We start from the raw sequence: 19,682 nt of genomic DNA on the forward strand, positions 1-19,682 counted from the left end.
AGGACCGTTCAGCGCAACAGGGGAGGGGCATCGGTTCTGGCCTGCATTCAGCGACCTGAGCGGGGTTTACGTTCAGATAATGTTGGCCGCCGTGGTAACCAGCGTACTTGGACCAGCGACCTCTCTGTTCACGATGGTTGTCTATGATCGCATCCTGCCGAATTTATTGGCCTTGGTTGCTGGTGTTCGCTATGCGCTGCTGTTTGACTTTCTTATCCAAAATCTACGGTCGCGTTTCATTGACACAGCAGGGAAACGGGCGGATAGGAAGATCGCCGAACGGCTGTTCAATCAGTTGATGACGCTCAAGATGAAGTCACGTAGGGTCAGAATGGGCGAATGGGCTCGATCCTGCGGGACTTTGAGGTGGTACGTGACTTTTTCACCTCAGCCTCTCTGGTTGCTTTGGTCGATTTACCCTTCCTATTTGTATTTATCGGTGTGATCTGGGCCATCGGCGGTACTCTCGCGCTGGTTTCGGCAATTGCTGTGCCGATTAGTTGCTATCGGGGCTTTTGGCGCACCCATTCCTCAGCCGATATGCACGTGAATCTAGTTTTGATAGTCAGACCAAACAATCAGTTCTGATGGAAACGCTGACGGGGATGGAAACGCTCAAGACGACCGGTGCCGAACCGGTCATGCGCGCTCGCTGGGAGGAGACGGTACGCGCGCAGGCAGATAGTTCCGGCAGGACGCGTTTGCTGTCATAGGGAACGGTGAGCCTTACCTTTTTGGTTCAACAGATCACGCAGGTCACGATTGTGTTTTTCGGTGTGTTCCTGATCCGGGACGGGGTGATCTCCATGGGAGCACTGATCGCTTGCGTGATCTTGACGGGCAAACCCTGTCGCCTCTGTCCCAGTTGGCGCAGGTACTGACGCGTCTGAACCAAGCGCGCGTGGTTTATCACCAGATCGTTGCGATTATGGTGCAAGAGGTCGAGCGTCAGCCTGGCCGACGCTATTTGTCTCGGCGCAGGATCGAAGGTCAGATTGACTTCAAAGGTGTCAGTTTTGCTTACGATGACGCGTTGGGTTCGATTCTTAAGGATATCGATTTAGCGATCAAACCGGGCGAAAAAGTCGCGATATAGGGCCCGATTGGGTCTGGGAAAGCACTCTGGCGCGCTTGATCTTGGATTTGTATGAACCTGATACCGGGGCGGTCATGCAGGATGGTCTGGATGCGCGTGCCGTGGATCCGGCGGATAAGACCCGCAATATTGGCGCTGTGTTGCAGGATTGCTGGCCGTTCTCAGGGACTCTGAAGGAGAACATCATTTCTGGCCGGTTTAGATAATCTCTTCCGGCTTCGGTCGCTTGTTTGCCATTCTTGGTCCTCTATTTCTTAAACATAGCGGTGGACCATTTCAGATGGCGAGGCTCACAAACTGGCTTCGCCTGAAACCCGTATTCCAGCCTTTCAGACCCGTCTCGCACGTGCCGAAATTCGCGCACCGACACGCAGCATTGTCAATCAGGTTTTGATTTCGACTTTGGGCGGAGTGGTCCAGCTGGGTCAGACCGTAGTTGAAACGTACCGTTTGCCGAAACCGTCACAGTCGAGGCCTTTGTCGCGCCGGATGACATTGCCTTTATTCGATCTGATCTGGAGGTAAAGGTGCGTATTACGGCATATGACGCTTCACGCTATGGTGCCCTGGACGGGCGGGTAACGCGCATCGGCGCGGATACGGTACTTGCCCCGGATGGAGATACGTCGGTTTATGTCGTGGAGATACGACTGAGTGGGGCGTTGACGGACGCGGATGGGCAGAATCTGGACGTGATACCGGGAATGGTTGCTCAAGTTGATATGCTACCCGAACCAAAAACAGTGCTGGAGTATCTGACGAAGCCAGTCATCCGCGTAAAGGACAGGGCGTTTCGAGACTGACGGATTACGGCTGTTCTGTCCCCGTACTCATTTTGTTACCGCGTTGATATCACTTCACCAATACGTGATGAGTCCTGTGCTGGATTATGGCCGTTCCAGTTCCAATCTAGTTTGAATATTTAGCCATCGACTTGATTGCAGCACACCTAGGCTGGGCCTAAGTCGAACCAAGAACGAGCCAAACAAACATGTTGCAGCAATCCAGTTCTCTCGTTGGCCTTGCAGTTCTTTGGCTCATTGTGATTCACGTCTGGGTAATCACCCAATTCGACAGGGCCATGTGGCGTAATTTTCCGGTGGTCGCCCGGTGTTGTCACGTTTTTGAGCGTTTGTGCGGGTTATTTTGGCAATATTTCTTTGTTCAGGATCGTGCGGAAACGCCCTTCAATTGGTCAGAGCAGTCAGGGATTGGGTGCACCTACAAAAATGCTACTTCAACTGTTCCGCTCGGGTCGACGCGTGATTTGCGCCCCATTGGTGCGGTTCATTTTGCGCATTACCCATTGCTGACAGTGGAGCAGGGAGCGAAAGGCCACTCAGTTGCGATTGTCGGTCGATAAGCGCGGAACCCAATTCCGAGGGCAAGCTTTTTCCCAAGCGACAGCGATTGCAAGCCGGTGGTTAATCGATGGACCTGAACCTCATTCAAAATGGTGGTACATTTAGTTTCGTGGCCGCCCCAAGCTCACCGATCTGTCGTGAAAACAGGAGATTAAATGTCTACCAATGACCAAATCGTATCGCCAATTAACAAAGCTTCTGATTTGCTGGTTGCAGCGCTTGAGGCGGAGGGTGTTGAGTACATCTTTGCTGTTCCGGGAGAAGAGAATCTAGATGTTCTGGAATCTCTAAGAACCTCAAAAATTGAGTTGGTTCTAACGCGTCACGAACAGGGCGCGGCATTCATGGCTGCGACCTACGGTCGTCTGACGGGTAAGGCCGGAGTCTGCATGGCGACGCTGGGGCCGGGGGCAACGAACTTTGCTACACCAGCGGCCTATGCTCATCTGGGTGGTATGCCGCTGATCATGATCACGGGGCAGAAACCAATCAAGAAGTCGAAACAGGGCCAGTTTCAGATTGTCGATATTGTTGGGTTATTCGATCCGATCTGCAAAATGTCCAAACAGATCGTACACGGCAACACAATCCCCTCATTGATCCGCGAAGCCTTTCGTGTCGCGCAAGAGGAGCGCCCCGGCGCGGTTTTGTTGGAACTTCCGGAAGACATTGCAGCCGAAGAGACTTCTGAGCATGTTCTTGAACCGCATCAGCGTCACTATGCCGTGGCCGGTGATGCAGTTCTGACCGAAGCGGCTGAGATGATCCGTGCTGCCAGGATGCCGCTTTTGCTTTTGGGGGCCGGGGCGAACCGAAAACACGCCCGCAGCGCACTGAGCAAGTTCGTGAACGATACCCAGATCCCATTTTTCAATACTCAGATGGGTAAGGGTGTCGTGGATGAGCGGTCCGAACTGTTTTTGGGCACAGCCGCTCTGTCGGATGGTGATTATCTGCACTGCGCCATCGAACGCGCTGATCTGATCATCAATGTGGGTCACGATGTTGTGGAAAAACCACCGTTCTTTATGGAAGAGGGCGGCACCAAAGTGATCCATGTTAACTACAAGGCCGCGCAGGTTGATCAAGTTTATTTCCCTCAAGTTGAAGTGGTTGGTGATCTGGCGCAATCCATCTCCAAATTGGGTGAGTTCCTGCAAGGACCTTTGGAATTTGACCGAAGTTACTTCCAGCGGGTCAAAAACGAGACCGATCTACACACATCAGAAGGCGCTGATGATCCGCGCTTTCCGGTCATCCCTCAGCGGTTTGTATCTGACACACGTAAAGTCATGGGGGACTGCGATATCATCGCTTTGGACAACGGTATCTACAAAATTTGGTACGCCAGAAACTACCAGGCCTATCAACCCAACACGGTTCTGCTGGACAACGCGCTTGCGACCATGGGGGCAGGCTTACCTTCGGCCATGATGGCAGCGAAGCTATATCCTGAGCGTAGGGTTATGGCCATTTGCGGTGACGGAGGGTTCATGATGAACAGCCAGGAGATTGAAACCGCCGTTCGTCTTGGCCTCAATCTTGTTGTTACTGTTCTGAATGACAGCTCGTACGGAATGATCCGTTGGAAGCAGTCGCATGCGGGGTTTGATGATTGGGGATTGGAATTTAAGAATCCTGATTTTGTGCAATACGCTAACAGCTATGGTGCTACGGGTCATCGGGTCGAAAGGACAGAAGATCTGGTGCCTACCTTTGAAAAAGCGTTTGAAGCAGGTGGTGTGCATCTGATCGACTTGCCGGTCGATTACAGTGAAAACCAACGCGTTCTCATTGATGAGCTTGCGGCGAAGGTCTGTCTGATATGAGTAATGTTGTTGAAGTTCTGAACCCGTTTGATCTTGAGAAAATCGGCAGTGTCGAGGTTAAAAGCTGGAACGATATCAATGTCATGCTGAATGTGGCACACGGTCTGCACCGTGATCGAGGCACTTGGTTGCCTGCTTACAGGCGGATTGAGGTTCTGAAGAATACAGCTCGGATCATGTCCGGCCGCGCGGAAGACCTTGCGATGCTAATCGCCAGCGAAGGTGGCAAACCCTTGATTGACGCGCGCATCGAAGTGACGCGTGCCATTGATGGTGTCGAGCTGTGTATCCATGAGATCTGTCAGATGGCGGGTCGGGAAATACCGATGGATCTGACGGCGGCAGGATCGGGTCGGATTGCCTTTACACAGCGTGAACCTATCGGCGTAGTGGTTGCCGCAAGCGCGTTTAACCATCCGTTGAACTTGATCGTACATCAGGTGGCCCCGGCTGTGGCCACTGGATGCCCGGTCCTCGTCAAACCGGCACTTGATACACCACTGTCATGCGAAGCATTTGTCGACATCCTGTACGAGGCTGGCCTACCAAAGGAGTGGTGCCATCTGACGATTTGCCAAAATGATGTAGCTGAACGGATGATCACGGACGCGCGTGTCGGATTCTTTTCTTTCATCGGATCGGCACGTGTCGGTTGGATGCTGCGCTCGAAGCTGGCGCCGGGGACGCGATGCGCGTTGGAGCACGGCGGAGCGGCGCCAGTTATCATCGATGAGACAGCCGACATTGATGCCATGATCCCCTTGTTGACCAAGGGTGGATTTTATCATTCCGGTCAAGTTTGTGTCTCGGTTCAGCGTGTTTTTGCTCCATCAGGGATGGTGGAAACGGTCGCTCGAAAGTTGGCAGAAGCCGCCTCAGCGCTGAAGGTGGGTGATGCCCGTGACGCCAGCGTGGAATGTGGGCCACTGATCCGTCCGGGTGAAGTTGATCGAGTAGAACAATGGGTAGACGAAGCGGTTGCGGGAGGTGCCCGCGTAATGACAGGGGGTAAACGGCTGGGCCGAACGACCTATGCTCCGACTATCCTTCTAAACCCACCCGCTGATGCGAGCGTGTCCACCTCCGAAATCTTCGGGCCGGTCGTTTGTGTTTATGAATATGATGATCTTAGTGCTGCATACGAAGCTGCAAACGCTCTTCCTTTTGCATTTCAGGCGTCGGTCTTTACCAAATCCCTGGATACAGCAATGCATGCCGTGCGGTATTTGGACGCCACGGCCGTCATGGTGAACGATCATACTGCTTTTCGGGTCGACTGGATGCCATTCGCGGGTCGCCATCAATCAGGGTACAACACCGGCGGTATCGGCTACACCATGCATGACATGACGCAAGATAAGATGGCTGTAATACGGCTGTGAAGAAGCTGTCAGGATCGATCCGATGCTGGTCGAGCGAATGTGGGTACTCTAATTTCGCAAATGGCCCGCTTAGTGACGGAAACGATTGTTGACCGTGCTTTGCATGTTCTGGCATGAACACGCCATGTTCGGCTCCGGGGGATTCCCCTGGAAGCAATAGGGAATGTAGTGCGGTGCTCTTCGCGCCAAATCTGCAACTGCCCCCGCAACTGTAAGCGGCGAGCGCGGCTGACAATGCCACTGGGATATCCCGGGAAGGCCAGCATAGCGCTTTGACCCGCAAGTCAGGAGACCTGCCGAACACGCGCCCTCGGAAAGGGTGCTCATTGTCGGCGACGGGGTGTACGCTGTATCTGTTTGTCTCGGTCGACGAACGGACGCGGGCCCTCCCCAAGTCAAAACCAAATATGTGCCGGGGAAGGCGCGACCTGAGAAGGACTGAGTTTTGAAGAAATTGCTTTTGGCAGCAGCTGCTGCAGTGATGCCTGCGTTTGCGAGCGCTCATTTCCTAATGGAATACACAGAAAACACGATGATCGAGCGACCCGGTGATGTGCCGGTAAAGCTGATATTCTGGCACCCGTTTGAAGCTGGTCATGTGATGACGCTTGAAAAACCGGAAGAATTCTATGTGATCCACAACGGCAATAAAACCGATCTGCTGGACACATTGGAAGAAACCACATTTGACGGCCCAGACAACAGCGCCAAGGCGTTCAAAGGCTCGGTCCCGGTGAAGCGTTCGGGCGACTATGTGGTGGTGACCGTTCCTACGCCTTACTACGAAGAATCTGAGGATATTTATATCCAGCAGATCACCAAGGCCTATCTGAACCGAAATGAACTGCCCACCGACTGGGATCAGCCGCAAGGTCTGGCAACAGAAATCCTGCCGCTGAACAAGCCCTACAACATCATTGCGGGCTCAACTTTCACGGGTCGCGTGCTGAGCGAGGGCAAACCAGTTGCAGGGGTCGAGATTGAGATCGAATACATCGCCGCCGCCCCTGACCTGAAAAGCACGGGTGCCGCTGCACCGACGGTGTCACCGCTGCCAGGTGGTGCGCTGGTAGCGATTTCGGACGAGAATGGCTATTTCAGTTTTGGTGTACCCAAAGCCGGTTACTGGGGTTTCGCCGCTCTGGGCTCTGGTCCGAAAACCGAGCATGAAGGTAAAGAGCTGAGCCAGGATGCCGTGATCTGGATCCGCGCCTGGGATCTGGAGTAAACCCTTATGCACATTGTAGATGGTGCTCTTTCGAACCCTGTCGTAATCGGCGGTGCGATCGCTGCTGCAGGCGGGATTGCAATGGGGCTGAGGTCGCTGGATCTGGATCGCATTCCCACAGCGGGTGTTCTGTCAGCCAGTTTCTTCGTTGCTTCGCTGATTCATGTGCCGATTGGCCCATCTTCTGTGCATCTGATCCTGAATGGCCTGGCCGGGCTTTTGCTCGGTTGGGCCGCCTTTCCGGCTTTGTTTGTAGGGCTGCTGTTACAGGCTGTATTCTTTGGATTTGGCGGATTGACTGTGCTTGGGATAAATACGCTGAATATTGCCCTTCCGGCGGTACTGACCTGGATGATCTTTGGCCGCCTCATCGCCCGAGGCTCGGCCATTCAGGGGGCGATTTGGGGCGGTATCGGGGGGGCGTTCTCAATCGCAGCCACAACCGCGTTTGTTGCCATTTCACTGGCGATGTCCGGTGACGCGTTCCTGCCTGCGGCCAAGCTGGTGTTTTTCGCCCATATACCGGTTATGGGCATTGAAGCCATGCTTACGGGGTTTGCCGTGATGTTGGCGCGCAAGGTGAAACCGGAACTGTTCAAAAAGGCGGTTTTAACATGAAACAACTGGTTGTTATTGCCACGCTGATGCTCACACCGATTTCGGCCCTCGCACACAAGGTCATCGCGGGGGTTTTCCCCGCTGGCGAAGCGATCGAGGGTGAGCTAGGGTTCTCCAATGGCGATATGGCAAGCGACCAGGAAGTTTTCGTCTACGGCCCCGATGGTGCTGAACTAGGTCGCACCGTTACTGATGGGGACGGGTTCTTTTTGTATATCCCCACAAAACCTGTTGCGCATACCTTCAAGGCCGATCTTGGCGCGGGCCATGTGGCTGAAGTGACCATGTCCGCAAACGAGGTGGCCGAAATCATGGGAGTTGCCGCTGAGGTTGCGGAGATCGGCGCTCAGCCTGCGACTTTTGCAAGCGTTGGAACCGTGATGGTTGCGTCTCTGTCCGACCAAGAACGCGCCGCGATCGCTAAAGTGGTGCGCGACGAAACCCGCCCCCTGCGCCGAGAAATTGCCGCCTATCGCGAACATAACGATATGCAAAGTATTTTGGGGGGCATCGGGTATATCGTTGGTCTCTTTGGCATCGGGTTCTATTTCGCCGCGCGCCGGAAGATGGCCGCCTGATGGCACATGCACTGGAACCCCAGGCCAAAACTCTGGCCGAGGCAGGTGGGAGTGAGCCCTACGGGGTGATCGCGGATTTGGATCCGCGGATGCGCATCGCGATAACATGTCTCTTTGCCGTCGTCACCGTTGCACTAAGTTCAATCCCGTCATTATTGACCGCGCTTTCAGTTTCGATCGGGCTGTTGCTGATGTCGCGTTTGCCCATTCGCAGAACTCTCAAACGTATGGCGATGATGGACAGCTTTATCATCTTCATGTTGGTGCTTTTGCCATTCTCCATGCACGGAGACACCATGTTCACCCTCTTTGGATTTGCGGCAAGCTGGCAGGGGTTCTGGAAAGCCATTGAGATCGCGCTGACGGCAAACGCCGTGATACTGGCGCTGATGGTCCTGGTCGGGTCGATGGAGCCTGTCACATTAGGTCATGCATTGCACAAACTTCGCTGCCCGGAGGTGCTTGTGCATCTGTTGATGTTCACGATCCGCTATATCGAGGTGCTGCGCGAAGAGTACCTGCGTCTGTGCGGCGCGATGAAGGTCAGAGGTTTCCGTCCGGGCACCAACTGGCACACCTATCGCAGCTTTGGTTATCTGGTCGGTATGATGCTGATCCGCGCCATTGAACGTTCCGAGCGCATTCTGGACGCGATGAAGTGCCGAGGGTTTTCGGGCCGGCTTCTGTTGTTGCAAGAATTTAACCTGACCCGACGGGATTATTGGTTTGCCACGATGATGTGTGCGATTTGTGTCAGCCTTCTCATTCTGGATTTTCAATGACGATCCTTGAGCTCGAAGACATTTGCTTTTCGTACCCGGGTCAGGCCCCGGTACTGGACGGGGCTTCACTGCAGCTTGAACCTGGCCAGCGATTGTCGATTGCAGGTCCCAATGGTTCAGGAAAATCCACACTATTTCGCGTTGTCCTTGGCCTTCAAGCGCCCTCTTCTGGGCGCGTGAACATCTTTGGTAAGGATAGGTGTGTCGAGGCTGACTTTCACGAGGTTCGCCGCCGTATAGGATTGGTGTTCCAAGACCCTGACGACCAGTTGTTTTGCCCGACCGTGGCGGAAGATATCGCTTTTGGCCCGCTCAATCTTGGGCGCAGCACGGCCGAAGCGCTTGCCATCGTTGACAAAGTGCTGAGCGATCTGGATTTGATGCATCTGCGCGACCGTATCACGCATAAACTTTCAGGTGGTGAAAAACGGTTGGTGACCCTTGCCACCGTACTCGCGATGGAGCCTGAGGCGTTACTATTGGACGAGCCGACCAACGCGCTTGATGCCAAGAATGAAGCACGGCTTCTGGAAATTTTGCAGGGATTACCTCAGGCAATTCTATTGGTCAGTCATGCCCCTGCGTTCCGCCGCTCATTGGCGCCCGAGACCCTCGAACTCCGACGTGGGCAGCTTGTAACGGTGTAAGGCTGATACGCTGTGATCGGATACTTCGCGTTGGCGGTAACCATCGAATCTAATGGAATAGGCAAATCAACTGAAGATCATGTTGGTTGGTTCAGCGCCATTAGATCGGGATTGGCAGAGACGTTCCCACGTTCGGGTAGAACCGCTGAATGACGCGAACGATTGCCCGCAATCATAGACAGCAAGAACCCGGAAAAAAACGTTTGCACCCCAATAACAATCATCGTGAACGCAGCGATCAAAGTGCGCATCTCGTTCAATGCCGCAAAGTCCGAGGCAATCCAGCCAGAGGTGATAGTGGCCGCCCAGATCAAGCCGCCAAATGTAAGGACAAGCCCGGCCAGAATCCAATATTGTAAGCGCGAGCATCCCAACAATACCCGAGCGCGTTCTGTTGGCAGTCGAAGCCCATCCCGATAGCTGCACATCAGTGCCGCCAGCCACAGCACCACCGTTTGAAAGGCCAGGACCATGGCTGCACTCGCTGCAACCGCCCAGTGATCGCCGATCCTGAAGCCACCGATCAGCGCCATTTCCTGATCTCCGCTAAGTTGCAGTAGAACGGTGATTGCAAATCCTGCGAGGAACAGGACCAGTGCAGGCACCAGAAACAGCCAGGTTGGGCTGAGCAAGAACATGTATATCAGGTGCCGAAGCCCATCTCTCCACGGATTCAAATGTGGTGCCCTACCGCGTCCGTCAGGGGACAAGGTTACAGGAACCTCGGCTATATTCAGCTTCCGCAGCACAGATTTCAGCAGCATTTCGGAAGCAAACTCCATGCCGGTTGAAGATAGGTTGAGCCGTTCCAATGCCTCTCGCCGGATGGCGCGGATGCCACAATGGGCGTCACCGATACCAGTGCGAAACAAAATTCTAAGAATGCCCGACAATGCCGGGTTGCCGATATAACGGTTCTTCCAGGGCATTGCGCCTGGCTTGATTTCGCCACGAAACCGGTTGCCCATGCATAATTCGGCACCATTCATCAACTTTTCGATCATCGGAACCGCTTCGACGAAATCATAGGAACAATCGCTGTCGCCCATCACCAGATACGTCGCGTCGCTTGCTGCAAAACCGCCGATAAGCGCAGCGCCATAACCGCGTTCTTGAATGTTCACGACCCGGGCACCGGCCTTTTCAGCTAGGGCTTGACTGCCGTCCGTGCTGCCATTGTCTGCAACGATTACTTCGCCTGATAGCTGGTATCTCTCAGCGAGAATCTGCAAGGCTTGTTGTGCTCTGATTACACAGGAAGAAATCGTTGCCGCCTCGTTCAGGCAAGGCATAACGATAGCGACCGAGTTTTCGGCTGGCACCATGGTTCAGATAGCTCCCAATAGCGGATCGTAACATCAACAATAAAAGATAATAGCCATAATAGTGTCCAAATCGTGGCCTTAACTGGCCGCAGTTGGAACATTTCGCTTGAAAGGACTTGCTGGAAATTCTCCGAAGCGGCGGGCGCTAGTTAGAGATAACTCTACAATAACAGGCACGGTCGCAGGAACTTGCCTTGTTAAACTTTGCAAACCAAGAATTGACGATTAAGAAGGTCATATGAATACTCAGTCTCATACCAAAAGTACCGCCCGATCTCTTCCAATTGCCCTTTTGCGCGCGCGTGAAACTGTTATGGCACCCATCCGGGATATGCTGCAGGGTATTCGCCTGACTGAACAGAAATGGCGAATTCTGCGCGTACTGGATGAGTTGGGAGAGGTGGAGCAAAGCGCAATTGCGCATGAGGCTTGCCTGCTTTTACCCAGTGTGACCCGTATTCTACGGACGATGGAGGCAGACGGGCAGATTACACGCCGTCAAGACAATGAGGACAAGCGCCGGACTATGGTGCAGATCACCGACGCGGGCCGAATGATATTAGAGAACAATCTCGCCACATCGCTTGCAATATCGAACAATATCGAAGCGCAGCTTGGACGTGAAAAGCTAGATCAACTTCTGGATCTTCTCGAGGAGCTGCAAGAGGTTAAAGTCTGACCCCGTCCTGGCAAAAAAACGAGGTCAGTAGACACGTCAGAGACTGGCCAGTCCGGTATCAAGCGCCGAGAGGATTTTGGCCACATCTTCCGAAGTGATCACAAGAGGCGGTGACAGGATGATGTTATTGCCGGACACACGAACCATTACCCCATCTTCATAGGCTGTTTTTTGTACCTGCAGAGGCAAGTGTTTCGCGATCGGTGCTTTTGTTTTGCGATCTGAGACCAATTCCAGCGCACACATGAGGCCCTCGCCCCCACGCACGTCACCGATGACGTCATATTTTTCGGTCAGCTTTTGCAATCCGGAAAAGAGTTCGTCTCCGCATGCGGCGGCGTTTTCCCAGACCCGCAGGCGGTTTATTTCGGACAGTGCGGCAAGTGCCGCCGCTGCGCCGACTGGATGGCCCGAATATGTATACCCCTGATCAACCGATGCCAGACCAGTGGTGTCGGTTTCAAACACCTCAGCCACTGCGCCAGAAATCAACGTTGCACCGAAAGGAAAATAGCCATTTGTAATCGCTTTGGCCGTGGTCATTATGTCTGGTTTCACGCCCCAATGCCGCGCGCCGCTTTCGCTGCCTGTTCGGCCAAAGGCGGTGATGATCTCGTCCGAAATCAACAAAATACCGTGTTTCGAGCAAACTTCGCGCACCATGGGCATGAAGCTGTGATGTGGTGGGATCACTCCCCCTGCGCCGAGAACGGGTTCCATAATGAACGCCGCAACGGTGTTTGCACCCTGAAATGCGATTTCGGCTTCTAACGCTTTTACGCAAAGCTGCGCTAGCCGTTCTGGATCGGTCTCATCAAACGGGTTGCGATAGGTCCAAGGCGCGGGGACGTGAAAACATCCCGGCAACATGGGCTCGTAGGCTGCGCGAAATTTTTGATTTCCATTGACCGACGCAGCTGCAAAGTGAGTACCGTGATAACCCTGCTTCAGACTGATAAACTTGCTGCGGCCGGCCTCACCGCGAATTTTGTGGTATTGGCGGGCCATTTTCAGGGCGATCTCTACCGAGTCCGAACCGCCCGAGGTGAAAAACGCGCGTGTCAGGCCATCAGGTTCAAAGAACTGCGCAAGCTCATAGGATAGTTCGATTGCCTTGTCGTTGCTGGTCCCACGAAACGTGGAATAGTAGGGTAGGGCGTTCAACTGGTCCGCAATGGCCTGCTTTACTGGTTCGCAGGAATAGCCCAGATTCACGTTCCACAGACCACCGACTGCATCCAGTGCCCGGTGGCCATCAACATCCACAATGCTGACCCCTTCACCGCCACTTAGGATAGTGGGAGGGTTTTTTTGACTGTCCGCCGGATGGGCCATCGGATGCCAGAAATATCGCGCGTTGTTTTCTTTCAGGAAGTTTGAGTCTTTCATGGCTCTCTCTGTCGTCGTGTCGGTATCAACTGGTCTGCAACTGATTCAGGCGGTAGTTGGCAGGAAACTGTCCGCCATAGACTGATGTGATCTCTTTTGAGGCAATGCTCAGTGCGTCGAGCACGGCACTCCGCAGGTCCGATGTGACTCGAGGCTGCGGAATGACGCAGGCGATGGCTCCAATCGCGGTTTGTTCCTCGCCGAAGATTGGTGCGGCGAACCCGTGTACGCCCGTTTCATAGCCGCTCACACTTTCGCACCACCCTTTGTGCAGTGTTTCATCGACCAGATCCATCAGGCGATCGGGGTTTGTCAGGGTGTGTTCGGAATAGGTTGGTAGCGACCCATCCAGTACGTGTTGCAATAGATTTCTGGGGCCAAACGCCAGTGAAACGATGCCCGAGGCGGTCGCATGCAAAGGCAAAATTTCAGAGGTGCCGATACTTATGCGAACGGAATGAGCCTGTGTTTCTTCAACCAATGTGGTTTGCAGTTGATCTGATTTCAGCAGTGACATGTGCATCGTTTCATGCACTTTCAGCACCTGCGCCTTCATAACTATTCTGGCTGCCGTCAGCCGTGGTTTGGCGGCCTCTCGTAGATTGGCCAAACGAAGGGGGGCGGTTCCGATCGAATACAGTTTGGATTGTGGGTCCTGTTCGACCATGCCGTAGTCCGCTAGATTCGTCAGATACCGCAGTGCAGTCGCCTTGTTGATCTGATTCATCCGAGCAATCTGCGACAACCCAAGCTCAGGTTGTTGCAGAGAAAAGCTATCCAAAAGTTTCAGTACTTTCAGTGCAGTCCCCATGATCCAGTCCTTTGTTTCACAATTATCTTGACAGAAAGAGCTTAACACAGCAACAATAAAGCTTAACACAGCAATAAAAAAATTGATACTGTGTTTCAATATATGAACCGCTTGGGAGGACGTAATGAAAAAATTCATGGCTACTGCCGCAGCAATGGCCCTCAGTGCCAGCGCTGTTTTGGCTGAATATCCTGAAAAACCCGTTTCTTTTGTTGTGCCATGGCCACCGGGTGACCTTGAGGATGTGCTTACCCGCCTCATCGCCGACGAATTTCAGGCGATGTACGGTGTTCCCGCAGCAGTGGTTAACAAGCCCGGTGGTGGCGGAGGCCCGTTCCCTGGCGCGGTTGAAGTGGCAACAGCTCCGGCGGATGGATATACAGTAGGCTCTTTCGTCATAGGCGTACCGGTGATCGGCCCCGACATTGGTATTCCCGAGTTGAACCCCAATCCGTTTGACCCGATTGGCATTTTTCTGACCTACCCATTTGTGATCGCATCCAGCAAGGATGCGCCCTTCTCGACTTGGGCGGAACTAGTAGAGCACGGTAAGGAAAACGACGTTGCCTTGGGGCATTTCGGCTCTGTATTGCCACCCACACAGGTGACATTTGCAGCCGCTGTCAGCAGCGGGTTTGATTTCGCGAGCGAAGCCGCTTTCGACGCACTGGACTGCAACACATTGGCTTCGGGCGACGTGGATGTGATCAACACCACGCTTCAACTCATACTTCCCTGCTTGGATCAGGTGAACGTCCTGGCCAGCATCGGAGGAGAGCGGATATCGCTGGTTCCTGACACGCCAACCATTGTTGAACTTAACCCTGATCTGCCTTTGGCACTTTGGAACGGTCTGTTCGTGCACAAAGACACTCCAGCCGATGCACGTGAAAAGATCACCGCAGCCGCGCAAAAGGCCCTGAGTTCCGATAAGGCCAAGCAGCTTGCCGAGGAAACGGGTGCGCTGATCTACTGGCAGGATCCAGATGCGTCCAACGCACAGATCGAACAAGACAAAGCCTCGTTCGCCAAAATCGAAGAGATTCTGGGCGAATAACATGAAACTGGCCCGGCAGCATCAAATCTGCCGGGCCAGTTTCAATCAGGGGAGGGGTTTAGATGATCGCGAAGACCTTACAGGACATGTTCAAACGGTATCGCCGACCTGGTGATGTTGTATTCGCAGTGCTTTTCCTTGGTTTTTCGGTTTTTCTGCTGACGCAATTGGGTGAGCAGACCAAAGCCGTAAAGCGGACCAAATGGTTTGCCCAGCCCAACCTCTGGCCCATGATCTCGCTCTGGGCGATGGTCATCTTTGGGTTCCTTCACTGGCTGAGCTCAGCCATGTCCCCCCGTCTTCTTGGTCGCTGGACAGAAGTCGGTTTCTGGGTGCGATCGCTTGAATATGTCGCATATTTTTTGGTTTACGTGATGCTGGTTCCCATTTTGGGATACCTGCTGTCGACCGTTTTATTTGCTGTTTTTCTGGCGTTACGAACTGGGTTTCGGGGCGCAAGAACAGTCGGTATCGCGGCTTTGTTCGGTGTTTTTGTTACTGTCGTTTTCCGAGCCTTCCTACAGGTCAAAATCCCTGCTGGTGCTGTTTATGAATATCTGCCCGACAGCGTTCGCGCCTTTGCGCTGACATATCTCTGAGGTTCGAAATGGAAACACTATTTTCTGGTCTTTCGATCCTTGCGCAATGGCAGGTAATTATCGCGCTGCTGATCGGGTCAATCGGCGGGGTCATAATAGGTGCTCTTCCCGGAGTTGGTGCACCCGTTGCCATCGCAATTCTATTGCCAGCAACATTTGCTTTTGAGCCGATTGTCGGTCTGACATTGCTGCTCGGAATATACGGGTCGTCCATGTATGGCGGCGCAATCCCGGCGATTTTGATCAACACGCCTGGTACGGCCGTGAACGCGCTGACAACGTACGACGGTTACCCAATGACTAAACGCGGGCAGGGGCACCGGGCGCTCTCACTGGCATACTCGGCCTCGTTCTTTGGTGGGGTCTTCTCGATCATCTGTCTGATGATCCTGTCGCCGGTGCTGGCTTTGATCGCGCCGCATTTCGGTAGCCGCGAAATTTTTCTAGCCGCTTTGCTGGGAATTATCTTGGTGGTGCTTGCCCACCGCGGACAAATATTTGCTGCGGGAATGCTGGCCGCCTTCGGTATTTTTCTAAACACTGTGGGTTTGGAACCGGTCAAGTACACGCGTCGGTTTACATTTGACCAAAGTTGGCTTGCCTCAGGTATTGACTTGATCGTTGTGGTTTTGGGCTTGTTTGCGATCAGTCAGGCGTTGCTGCTGCTTCTGGAAAAGAACCATGCACCCGGTAAAGCGCATGTCAGCGGCAGCATTTTCGCGGGCCTGAAAGAGCTTTTGGGCATCAAGCGCGTAGCGACTGTGTCCTCAAGCATTGGTGTCTTCATGGGAATGGTGCCTGGCACCGGTGAATTTACATCGCAGTTTTTGTCATACACCTATGCTCAGAAAACCTCGAAGGATCCCGATAAGTTTGGCGATGGATCACCCGAGGGACTGGTGGCATCCGAGGCGGCCAATAACGCGGTGCCGGGTGCTGCGATGATCCCGCTGCTTGCGTTGGGCATTCCGGGTGAAGCACTGACGGCGATGATGCTGTCGGTGTTTTATGTCCACAACGTCATTCCTGGCCCACAGCTGTTTGAATCTCAGATGGACTTTGTGATGGCGCTGTATATGGCGCTGATCTCGTTGAATGTTATCGTTCTGGTGTTCCTGCTGTTTTCGACGAACCTGCTTCTCAAGATTATCCAGATACCAACTCGCTTTCTGGGGATCATGATATTGGTGTTGTCTTTTGTTGGTGTTTATTCGCTGAGGAACTCGATAACAGATTGTGCGCTTGCGGCGGGTTTTGGTGTCTTTGGCCTTATTCTGAAACGGTTGGATTTGCCGATTGTGCCAATCATTCTTGGAATGGTTCTTGGTGGTATCATGGAGGTGAAACTTCGTAGCGCCATGGCGCGGGTGAAAACCCCACTCGACTTCGTCGACCGGCCAATCGCGGCCATCCTGTTTGGCTTGATACTGCTGATCCTGATCCTTCATTTCCGCACTCTGTATTTCGAGTTCAGAAACAAGTTGCGGCCCGAGCCTACGGCTGAGCCTGTTGATGCCGACCACCCAAACCAACAAGGGTAATCCTTTAATGATCCAGTCAGAAATCGATGCACTTCGCGGCAAGGTGTTGACGCCCCGAAACCATTTTATCGATGGGTGTACTATCCCTTCGAATGAAGGCAGAACACACGATGTTCTGTCGCCGATTGATGGTCAGGTTCTGACGCAGATTGCCGAGGGTACACCTTGTGATATGGATGCGGCCATCGCTTCCGCGCGGGCGGCTTTTGAAGATGGTCGTTGGGCACGGCGCGCACCATCTGAGCGTAAGAAAATCCTTCTGAAGCTTGCCGATCTGATCGAGAAACATGCGCTGGAGCTTGCGGTTCTGGGAGTGCGTGACAATGGCACCGAAATAACGATGGCCATGAAAGCCGAACCCATGTCTGCGGCTGGAACATTCCGCTATTACGCCGAGGCGATAGACAAGGTCTATGGCCAGATCGCGCCTACTGCCGAAAATGTCCTTGGGCTGATCCACCATGCGCCGGTCGGCGTTGTCGGGGCGATTGTGCCTTGGAACATGCCGATGATGATCGGAGCGTGGAAGCTGGCCCCGGCCCTGGCGGCGGGGAATTCGGTAGTTCTGAAGCCTGCGGAAAGCGCATCTTTGACGCTGTTGAAACTGGCGGAACTGGCGGTCGAGGCGGGTATTCCAGAGGGCGTATTAAATGTCGTCACAGGTTCGGGTCGGGTCGTGGGCGAAACCCTGGCGCTGTCGATGGATGTGGACATTCTTGTTTTTACGGGTTCGGGCGCAACGGGACGTAAGCTACTTGAGTATTCGGCGCGTTCAAACCTCAAACGTTGCTACCTTGAACTTGGCGGAAAATCCCCGAACATCGTGTTCAAAGATGTAACTGATCTTGCGCAGGCGGCGAAAGTGTCAGCCGCGGGGATATTCCGGAACTCAGGTCAGATTTGCGTTGCGGCGTCACGTTTGCTGGTTCAGGCAGATATTCATGACGATTTTGTCGCAGAGTTAGTCGAGAACGCCGAAGCGATGCAGGTCGGGGATCCTCTAGACCTGAACAACCACATTGGAGCGGTGCACTCCCTGTCCGAATTAGATGCGAACCTTGAATTTGTCAAAAAGGCGCAGGTGGAAGGTGCTGAACTACAACTTGGTGGTGACCAAATTCTAAAGGACACTGGTGGTTACTATATGGCCCCGACCGTTATGACGGGAGTCCGCTCGACTGACACTCTGTTTCGAAACGAGGTGTTCGGCCCAGTTCTGGCCGTGACCCCGTTTGAAACAGAGGAAGAGGCGATTCAACTGGCCAACAGTACAGAATATGGACTGTCCGCTGGCGTCTGGACATCTAACCTCAGCCGTGCGCACCGGATGGTGGCAGGCATCCGCTCGGGTGTGGTGCATGTCAACACATATGGCGGTTCGGATCTCACTGTTCCCTTGGGTGGGGTGAAGCAATCCGGTAATGGCCACGACAAATCCCTTCATGCGCTGGAGAAATACAGCGATTTGAAAACAGCGTGGATTCAACTCTGATCCCGGAACTTCAAAGGAGAGCCCCCATGGGTGACAAAACCATTTTGTTGATCGGGACTTACGACACCAAAGACCCAGAGATGCGGTATCTAGAGGAATGCATCGTAGCGCAGGGGGGAAATGTTCTGACGATGGATGTTTCCGTATTGGGCGACCCGTCCCAACCCACGGACATTTCCAAACATGACGTTGCTGCAGCATGCGATATGACCATCGAAGACGTGATCGCGTTGGGCGATGAAAACAAGGCTTTTCGCGTTATGTCAGAAGGGGCCGCCAAAGTCGTTCGCGACGCCCTGTCCAAAGGGCGCTTTGATGCCATGTTGGCAACCGGTGGCACAATGGGAACCGATTTGGCGCTTGATTGTGCGCAAGCGATCCCCATGGGAGTGCCTAAATACATTGTGTCGACCGTCAGCTTTTCCCCATTGATCCCACCACATCGCTTAGCACCGGACATCCAGATGATCTTGTGGGCCGGGGGCCTGTACGGGATGAACGCGATCTGTCGTTCCTCTCTTTCGCAGGCTGCGGGGGCTGTACTTGGTGCAGCGCGTGCTGTTGAGCCACCAAAGTCCGAACGCCCGGTGGTGGGTATGACGTCACTGGGTTCAAGCTGTTTGCGCTACATGAAGATCCTGAAACCGGAGCTGGAAGCCCGTGGTTTTGATGTGGCCGTTTTTCATTCGACTGGGATGGGGGGTATGGCGTTCGAAAAGCTCGCGGGCGAAGGCGCCTTTGCGTGCGTGATGGATTTCTGCATGCAGGAATTTGCCAATATGTTGGCGGGCTCGCTGGTCTCATCAGGCGAAGATCGCCTGACCGATGCGGGCCGGGCCGGAATTCCGCAAATGGTTGCTCCGGGCGCGCTGGACTTGCTGGATTTTGCGGGTTGGCAAGACATCCCGCCGCAGTTTTCCGACCGCCCATTCCACGAGCATAACCGCCTGATAAAGAGTGCTGTGTTCAACGCGGATGAACGTCGCAACGGAATCCGGGAGATGGCAAAACGTCTAGAACAAGCCACTGGTCCGACCCATTTCTTCCTACCGGTTGTTGGAGTTGAGGAATGGGATCGTGAGGGTCAGGAGGCCCACGATCCCGAGGGTCTTGCCGCCCTTATCGACGAGGCACGTAATGTCATGCCTGCGGTCGTAAATACAACCGAGATTGACGCGCACATCAATGATCAGGCCTTTGCGGATGCCGTTCTCGCACAGTTCGACGAATGGGTCGCTGAGGGCGTTGTGCGCAAAGTGTAACCT

Annotated in this window: 19 protein-coding genes, 1 pseudogene and 1 riboswitch; of the genes and pseudogenes, 17 read left to right on the forward strand and 3 right to left on the reverse strand. The window is 53.8% G+C overall.

Annotated elements, in window-relative coordinates:
- Positions 1-339: 339 nt before the first annotated feature.
- The 11 genes and pseudogenes from G7G_RS23805 to G7G_RS0121115 all read left to right on the forward strand — a co-directional run bounded on the left by G7G_RS23805 (position 340) and on the right by G7G_RS0121115 (position 9,524).
- Positions 340-588, forward strand: coding sequence for a hypothetical protein (locus tag G7G_RS23805; protein ID WP_029622247.1), 249 nt, complete (start codon positions 340-342; stop codon positions 586-588).
- A gap of 235 nt (positions 589-823) precedes the next feature.
- Entirely contained in the window at positions 824-1,096 is a 273-nt protein-coding gene (locus tag G7G_RS23810; RefSeq protein WP_010443460.1) for a putative toxin secretion ATP-binding protein, read from the forward strand.
- A gap of 35 nt (positions 1,097-1,131) precedes the next feature.
- Entirely contained in the window at positions 1,132-1,302 is a 171-nt protein-coding gene (locus tag G7G_RS24460; RefSeq protein ID WP_010443461.1) for a P-loop NTPase family protein, read from the forward strand.
- A gap of 270 nt (positions 1,303-1,572) precedes the next feature.
- A pseudogene (locus tag G7G_RS23815) lies at positions 1,573-1,899 on the forward strand (beta-barrel domain-containing protein); the annotation flags it as partial.
- A gap of 716 nt (positions 1,900-2,615) precedes the next feature.
- Positions 2,616-4,289, forward strand: coding sequence for an acetolactate synthase large subunit (locus G7G_RS0121085; protein WP_010443464.1), 1,674 nt, complete (start codon positions 2,616-2,618; stop codon positions 4,287-4,289).
- Positions 4,286-5,671 carry an aldehyde dehydrogenase family protein gene (locus tag G7G_RS0121090; protein ID WP_010443465.1) on the forward strand — a complete coding sequence of 462 codons (1,386 nt, stop codon included), beginning with the start codon at positions 4,286-4,288 and terminating at the stop codon, positions 5,669-5,671. The genes G7G_RS0121085 and G7G_RS0121090 overlap by 4 nt, the downstream gene beginning before the upstream one ends.
- A gap of 112 nt (positions 5,672-5,783) precedes the next feature.
- Positions 5,784-5,986: riboswitch (cobalamin riboswitch) on the forward strand.
- A 130-nt stretch (positions 5,987-6,116) separates the two neighbouring features.
- Positions 6,117-6,899, forward strand: coding sequence for a DUF4198 domain-containing protein (locus G7G_RS0121095; RefSeq protein WP_010443466.1), 783 nt, complete (start codon positions 6,117-6,119; stop codon positions 6,897-6,899).
- Between the two features lie 6 nt (positions 6,900-6,905).
- Positions 6,906-7,517 carry a cobalt transporter CbiM gene (cbiM, locus tag G7G_RS0121100; protein ID WP_010443467.1) on the forward strand — a complete coding sequence of 204 codons (612 nt, stop codon included), beginning with the start codon at positions 6,906-6,908 and terminating at the stop codon, positions 7,515-7,517.
- Positions 7,514-8,095 (forward strand): hypothetical protein, encoded by a 582-nt coding sequence (locus G7G_RS0121105; protein WP_010443468.1) that lies wholly within the window; start codon positions 7,514-7,516, stop codon positions 8,093-8,095. The genes cbiM and G7G_RS0121105 overlap by 4 nt, the downstream gene beginning before the upstream one ends.
- Positions 8,095-8,877 carry a cobalt ECF transporter T component CbiQ gene (gene cbiQ / locus G7G_RS0121110; protein ID WP_010443469.1) on the forward strand — a complete coding sequence of 261 codons (783 nt, stop codon included), beginning with the start codon at positions 8,095-8,097 and terminating at the stop codon, positions 8,875-8,877. The genes G7G_RS0121105 and cbiQ overlap by 1 nt, the downstream gene beginning before the upstream one ends.
- Positions 8,874-9,524, forward strand: coding sequence for an energy-coupling factor ABC transporter ATP-binding protein (locus G7G_RS0121115; protein ID WP_010443470.1), 651 nt, complete (start codon positions 8,874-8,876; stop codon positions 9,522-9,524). Before cbiQ ends, G7G_RS0121115 begins: the two co-directional genes overlap by 4 nt.
- 77 nt (positions 9,525-9,601) lie before the next feature.
- On the opposite strand, the gene G7G_RS23515 is transcribed toward G7G_RS0121115, so the two are convergent.
- On the reverse strand, positions 9,602-10,846 hold the full coding sequence (locus G7G_RS23515) for a glycosyltransferase family 2 protein (protein ID WP_238528851.1): 1,245 nt from the start codon (positions 10,844-10,846) through the stop codon (positions 9,602-9,604).
- A 241-nt stretch (positions 10,847-11,087) separates the two neighbouring features.
- Between G7G_RS23515 and hpaR the strand changes: the two genes are divergently transcribed.
- The gene (gene hpaR / locus G7G_RS0121125) at positions 11,088-11,528 is read left to right on the forward strand and encodes a homoprotocatechuate degradation operon regulator HpaR (RefSeq protein ID WP_010443472.1); all 441 of its coding nucleotides are present in this window, start codon (positions 11,088-11,090) and stop codon (positions 11,526-11,528) included.
- A 36-nt stretch (positions 11,529-11,564) separates the two neighbouring features.
- Here hpaR and G7G_RS0121130 read toward each other — a convergent pair whose 3' ends face one another.
- On the reverse strand, positions 11,565-12,917 hold the full coding sequence (locus G7G_RS0121130) for an aminotransferase class III-fold pyridoxal phosphate-dependent enzyme (protein WP_010443473.1): 1,353 nt from the start codon (positions 12,915-12,917) through the stop codon (positions 11,565-11,567).
- A 25-nt stretch (positions 12,918-12,942) separates the two neighbouring features.
- Positions 12,943-13,728 (reverse strand): IclR family transcriptional regulator, encoded by a 786-nt coding sequence (locus tag G7G_RS23520; protein ID WP_010443474.1) that lies wholly within the window; start codon positions 13,726-13,728, stop codon positions 12,943-12,945.
- Between the two features lie 124 nt (positions 13,729-13,852).
- On the opposite strand from G7G_RS23520, the gene G7G_RS0121140 reads away from it, so the two are divergent.
- The 5 genes from G7G_RS0121140 (at position 13,853) to G7G_RS0121160 (ending at position 19,679) form a co-directional block, all read left to right on the forward strand.
- A complete protein-coding gene (locus G7G_RS0121140) occupies positions 13,853-14,785 on the forward strand; it encodes a tripartite tricarboxylate transporter substrate binding protein (protein ID WP_010443475.1) in 933 nt (310 codons plus the stop codon).
- A 62-nt stretch (positions 14,786-14,847) separates the two neighbouring features.
- Positions 14,848-15,384 carry a tripartite tricarboxylate transporter TctB family protein gene (locus G7G_RS0121145; RefSeq protein WP_010443476.1) on the forward strand — a complete coding sequence of 179 codons (537 nt, stop codon included), beginning with the start codon at positions 14,848-14,850 and terminating at the stop codon, positions 15,382-15,384.
- Between the two features lie 8 nt (positions 15,385-15,392).
- On the forward strand, positions 15,393-16,925 hold the full coding sequence (locus G7G_RS0121150) for a tripartite tricarboxylate transporter permease (RefSeq protein ID WP_010443477.1): 1,533 nt from the start codon (positions 15,393-15,395) through the stop codon (positions 16,923-16,925).
- Positions 16,926-16,932: 7 nt separating this feature from the next.
- Positions 16,933-18,417 carry an aldehyde dehydrogenase gene (locus G7G_RS0121155; protein WP_050806487.1) on the forward strand — a complete coding sequence of 495 codons (1,485 nt, stop codon included), beginning with the start codon at positions 16,933-16,935 and terminating at the stop codon, positions 18,415-18,417.
- 26 nt (positions 18,418-18,443) lie between these two features.
- Positions 18,444-19,679, forward strand: coding sequence for a Tm-1-like ATP-binding domain-containing protein (locus G7G_RS0121160; RefSeq protein ID WP_010443479.1), 1,236 nt, complete (start codon positions 18,444-18,446; stop codon positions 19,677-19,679).
- Positions 19,680-19,682 lie beyond the last annotated feature (3 nt).

The organism is Ruegeria conchae (assembly GCF_000192475.1).
In the GTDB taxonomy this organism is placed as follows: Bacteria; Pseudomonadota; Alphaproteobacteria; order Rhodobacterales; family Rhodobacteraceae; genus Ruegeria; species Ruegeria conchae.

Excerpts from the sequence above, each read along its gene's own strand:
- G7G_RS0121130 (WP_010443473.1), bottom strand. The coding sequence starts at position 12,917 with ATGAAAGACTCAAACTTCCTGAAAGAAAACAACGCGCGATATTTCTGG.
- hpaR (WP_010443472.1), top strand. The coding sequence starts at position 11,088 with ATGAATACTCAGTCTCATACCAAAAGTACCGCCCGATCTCTTCCAATT.
- cbiQ (WP_010443469.1), top strand. The coding sequence starts at position 8,095 with ATGGCACATGCACTGGAACCCCAGGCCAAAACTCTGGCCGAGGCAGGT.
- G7G_RS0121140 (WP_010443475.1), top strand. The coding sequence starts at position 13,853 with ATGAAAAAATTCATGGCTACTGCCGCAGCAATGGCCCTCAGTGCCAGC.
- G7G_RS0121145 (WP_010443476.1), top strand. The coding sequence starts at position 14,848 with ATGATCGCGAAGACCTTACAGGACATGTTCAAACGGTATCGCCGACCT.
- G7G_RS23805 (WP_029622247.1), top strand. The coding sequence starts at position 340 with ATGGGCTCGATCCTGCGGGACTTTGAGGTGGTACGTGACTTTTTCACC.
- G7G_RS0121155 (WP_050806487.1), top strand. The coding sequence starts at position 16,933 with ATGATCCAGTCAGAAATCGATGCACTTCGCGGCAAGGTGTTGACGCCC.
- G7G_RS23520 (WP_010443474.1), bottom strand. The coding sequence starts at position 13,728 with ATGGGGACTGCACTGAAAGTACTGAAACTTTTGGATAGCTTTTCTCTG.
- G7G_RS0121150 (WP_010443477.1), top strand. The coding sequence starts at position 15,393 with ATGGAAACACTATTTTCTGGTCTTTCGATCCTTGCGCAATGGCAGGTA.
- G7G_RS0121105 (WP_010443468.1), top strand. The coding sequence starts at position 7,514 with ATGAAACAACTGGTTGTTATTGCCACGCTGATGCTCACACCGATTTCG.
- G7G_RS0121160 (WP_010443479.1), top strand. The coding sequence starts at position 18,444 with ATGGGTGACAAAACCATTTTGTTGATCGGGACTTACGACACCAAAGAC.
- G7G_RS0121115 (WP_010443470.1), top strand. The coding sequence starts at position 8,874 with ATGACGATCCTTGAGCTCGAAGACATTTGCTTTTCGTACCCGGGTCAG.
- G7G_RS0121090 (WP_010443465.1), top strand. The coding sequence starts at position 4,286 with ATGAGTAATGTTGTTGAAGTTCTGAACCCGTTTGATCTTGAGAAAATC.
- cbiM (WP_010443467.1), top strand. The coding sequence starts at position 6,906 with ATGCACATTGTAGATGGTGCTCTTTCGAACCCTGTCGTAATCGGCGGT.
- G7G_RS0121085 (WP_010443464.1), top strand. The coding sequence starts at position 2,616 with ATGTCTACCAATGACCAAATCGTATCGCCAATTAACAAAGCTTCTGAT.